Here is a 3,667-nt window from a genome sequence, read left to right as displayed (position 1 = left end):
TCCTTGACGAGCATCCGTGCATGCGCCGCCCCCATGCCCCGCGCGCCGCCACTGATGAGCGCAACCTTTCCGTCGACGCGTCCCATACCGTGTTCTCCTTTGTCGTTGTCGAGCGCCCTATTTCGCGGCGAAGAGTCCCTTGCCGGTGATCAACGGCAGATCCAGCGTCGTCCTGATCCCGGGTGGCGCGGCCACCACCGCGGGGATCGCGTTGACTACCCGGCCCGCGCCCGCCGCGATGGCGGCGTAGTTGTGGTCGCCCCTGCGGCTGGTCGGACAGATGTCGACGGTGTACGAGGGCTCGCCGACGATCTCGACCCGATATGAGCCGCCGGGTTGCGCGGGCTGCGGCCATTCCGGGCACATGTCCTCGCGCAGCCGGGTGACGTGATCGATGACGATGGCGGGCCTGCCTTTGACCATGCCGAGGATCTCGAACCGCAGCGCGGCCTGGCCGCCCTTGGGGATGTGTCCGGCCGCGACGTCGAACGCCTCGGGCGCGGGTATCCGTGTGCAGGAGTCCTTGGTCTCGTCGACCTCGATACCGAGTCCGGCGGCCAGCTGGCGGATCGTGGTGCCCCACGCCATCCCAAGCACACCGGGCTGCAACAACATTGGCGTCTCGTCCAGCATCTGGCCGAATCCCATCACGTCGAACATCACGGTGGATCCGTCATAGGTGGCGTAGTCGGCGATTTCCATGCAGCGCACCTGCTCGATGCTCTGGCACGTGCCGGCGAACGCGAACGGAACGAGATCGTTTGCGAACCCGGGGTCCACACCAGAGATGAAGAGACTCGAATTCCCTTGTTGGGCGGCCTCTTCCATCGGCGCGATGTACTTGTCGGGCATTACGCCCCACGGGTACTGGAACACGCCAGGAGAAGTGCCGACGAGGTTGACGCCGGCGGCCAGGATGCGTCGGCAGTCGGCGACGGCCTCGGGTATCCGGTTGTCGCCCATCGCGCAGTACACGGCGCAGTCGGGTTCGGTGGCCAGCAGGGCGTCCAGATCGTTGGTGGCGGCGATCCCGGTGGAGATATCGAGTCCGGCAAGCTCACCGGCGTCCTTGCCGACCTTGTCTTTCGAGGACACCCAGACCCCGGTCACGTCGAACTGGGGATTGCTGATGAGCTGGTTCAGCGCGATGCGGCCGACGTTGCCCGTGCCGATGTGCGCGACCCGAATGGCCATGGCTCTCCTACCGCTGCTGGACAGCTGTCCAAGCTATCGGACGGAGGCATTGGCAAACAAGGCTGCTGGTAGGGCCCGAGTGGCGGCTACAGGGAGATTCGTTTCCCGCAGCACCAGCTCGGGCCCCAGACAGCTGTCCAGATCGCCGGCGTCTACTCCTGTGGCCGCCGGCGCCCCAGGAAGAAGGCGAGGCCGAGCGCCCCGAAGCCCAATCCGGCGATCACCCCGGCGGCCGCCATCAGGTACATCTGCGTGCGATCCAGACCGGACTCGTCGGAGGCCAACTGCATCCGGTAGTCACCGGGCAGCGGCGCCTCTTGCGGCTCGCCCAAACCTGGGAACTGCTGAGTTCGGTGCACCTCGAACTGCCGCTCTCCGGTCGGCGATGTCGTCCATTGGCCCCACGCCGGCGTCGCGCCGTCGAGCAACACTTTCCGTCCACCGAAGCGGACGTCGTCACCCATGTCGACGATCTGCCGAACCCGGAATGGCTCGTAAGTCGCGTTCGAGTACCGCACCTGGACGGGCACGTTGTCAAAGCGCAATAGCGGAGGCGGCGCCACGAACGGCAGCCCGACGCGGGGGACGAAACCACCGCCGAAGAAGGTGCCCACCGCGATGTCTACCAAGTCGGTGACTAGGTTGGCGCCGCTCAGAACCACAGCTGTGAAGCTGTACGCAGCAATTTCGGCCACGTCCACTGCGAATTCGGCCAGGTTCACGACGACCCTCGCCAGGGGCTGGATGACCAAAATCCGCGTGGCGTTCGCGAGGGCGTAGACGATCCGCACCGGGGCCCGGAAGGGATTGAAAATGATCGGCCGGAAAAACTCGTCGTACTCGATCCAGTCCCGATCCCACTGACGGACCTTGCGGTCCCAGCGCCTGTCGTCCCAGTCGCGGTCGCGGCCGACGGAGAAGTCAGACCCGACGTTGAATTCGGACTCGAACGGGCCCAACTTGGTGTTGCTCGACAGGTTGATCGCACTCGACAGGAGGTCGACGTCTTGCTTTTGCGCCGGTTCCGGCTTCACTTCAATGGGTTTCGCCTGTTTGGCGAGTTGGATGTCCTGCTGCGACGCCTGCAGCGTCTCGGGCTCAGCGGTCGCGATCCGCGCGGACTTCGAGACGTCGTCGCGTGAGCCATCGGTCTCCGATTCACCCTCAACGGCTGCTGGGGCCTTGGGCTCGTCCGGCGCAGGAGCGACGGCGCCGGGCTCGGACGGCTTGCCCGGCTCTGAATTCTTTGGGATCTCCGCGATTGGTCCCTGTTGCGCAGGTGCCTCGTTCGAATCGGCGGCATCCTGCTTCGGCTCGGCGGGCTTCGCCGACGGCGCCACGGCTTCCGGCGGTGCGGCGGGCGCCTCCGGCTTCGGCGCGCGTGGCGCGTCAACCTCTGGCGCCTGAACCTTCGGCGCCTCCGCCTTCGGCGCCTCAACCTTGGGCGCCTCGGCCTTTGGTGCCTCGGCCTTTGGTGCCTCGACTTTTGGCAGCTCCGCTTTCGGCGGGTCGGCTTTTGGCGCAGGCGGCGGTGGCGCTTCGACCTGCGGCGCAGGCTGAGGTGGCGCCTCGGCAATGGGCGGCAACGACGGCGCTTCCTGCGCGCTCGGCGGCTCTACCAGTGCCGGGGCATCAGGCGCTTTCCGCTCCTCCGGAACGACCTCGTGCGGGGCCTCCGGAGCTTCGACCTCGATCGTCGGCACGACCGGATCGCCGTCGTCGGGTTTGGCGAAAGCAGGCGCGACTCCCCCGGTGAGCGCCGTCATTGAGATCACGACTCCCGACGCCAACACAGCGACAACACTTCGCCGAGAGCAAGTTTTGAGGGGGGCACGCATTTGGGTTTCGACTCCTCTGGTCTCAGAGAGTGGCGTTTACCGCCACCGCTGTAGTGCAGTCATCTCCCCCGACACTGGAAATGGACCAGCAGGCGCCGCGTGCTTCTGGGACAGGGCCAACGCCGCTGAAGGGCGATGACCCGGTTCCAAGAGTTAAATCGCTCCTACGACCGATGCGTTACACCCGTACCATCGGCCCAGCACCACCAGAGATGGGAGAGCCCGACATGGAGACACGCGACCGGCTGTTCATCGGCAACGAATGGGTGGAACCCGCCACCGACCACACCATCGACGTCATCTCTCCGATCACCGAAGAGGTGTACGCACGCACGCCCGATGCGGCTCCGGCCGACATCGATCGCGCCGTAGCCGCCGCACGTGAGGCGTTCGACAATGGCCCGTGGCCCAACTCCACGCCGGAGGAACGGGCCGATGCCATCGCCGCGCTGTCCCAGGCACTGCAGAAGCGCGCCGCCCAGATCGCCGAGATCGTCACCAATGAGAACGGCACCCCGGCCCAGCAGTCGCTGGGAATGCAGGCATACGCGGCAACGATGGTCCTCGACGTCTATGCCGACATCGCGCGCAACTACCCGTGGAGCGACGAGCGCGTCGGCGCCATGGGCCAGAAG

3 protein-coding genes and 1 pseudogene are annotated in these 3,667 nt (G+C 66.2%); 1 reads left to right on the top strand and 3 read right to left on the bottom strand.

Annotation, left to right across the window (positions count from 1 at the left end; genetic code table 11):
* The 3 genes and pseudogenes from ACRDU5_RS23325 to ACRDU5_RS23315 all read right to left on the bottom strand — a co-directional run.
* Window positions 1–86 (bottom strand): annotated as a pseudogene (locus ACRDU5_RS23325) (3-alpha-hydroxysteroid dehydrogenase); the annotation flags it as partial.
* Between the two features lie 31 nt (window positions 87–117).
* Complete coding sequence (locus tag ACRDU5_RS23320; RefSeq protein WP_526617360.1) at window positions 118–1,194, bottom strand: NAD(P)H-dependent amine dehydrogenase family protein; 1,077 nt, start codon at window positions 1,192–1,194, stop codon at window positions 118–120.
* 152 nt (window positions 1,195–1,346) lie between these two features.
* A complete protein-coding gene (locus ACRDU5_RS23315) occupies window positions 1,347–2,960 on the bottom strand; it encodes a hypothetical protein (RefSeq protein WP_526617361.1) in 1,614 nt (537 codons plus the stop codon).
* A 299-nt stretch (window positions 2,961–3,259) separates the two neighbouring features.
* On the opposite strand from ACRDU5_RS23315, the gene ACRDU5_RS23310 reads away from it, so the two are divergent.
* Window positions 3,260–3,667: aldehyde dehydrogenase family protein (locus ACRDU5_RS23310; RefSeq protein WP_526617359.1), on the top strand; the 408-nt coding region annotated here is incomplete at its 3' end.

It is taken from the genome of Mycobacterium sp. (assembly GCF_050701515.1).
Lineage (GTDB): Bacteria > Actinomycetota > Actinomycetes > Mycobacteriales > Mycobacteriaceae > Mycobacterium.
This window is presented reverse-complemented; position numbering and strand designations above follow the sequence as displayed.

Coding starts and splice junctions, on each gene's coding strand:
- ACRDU5_RS23320 (WP_526617360.1), bottom strand. CDS start 1,194: ATGGCCATTCGGGTCGCGCACATCGGCACGGGCAACGTCGGCCGCATC.
- ACRDU5_RS23315 (WP_526617361.1), bottom strand. CDS start 2,960: ATGACGGCGCTCACCGGGGGAGTCGCGCCTGCTTTCGCCAAACCCGAC.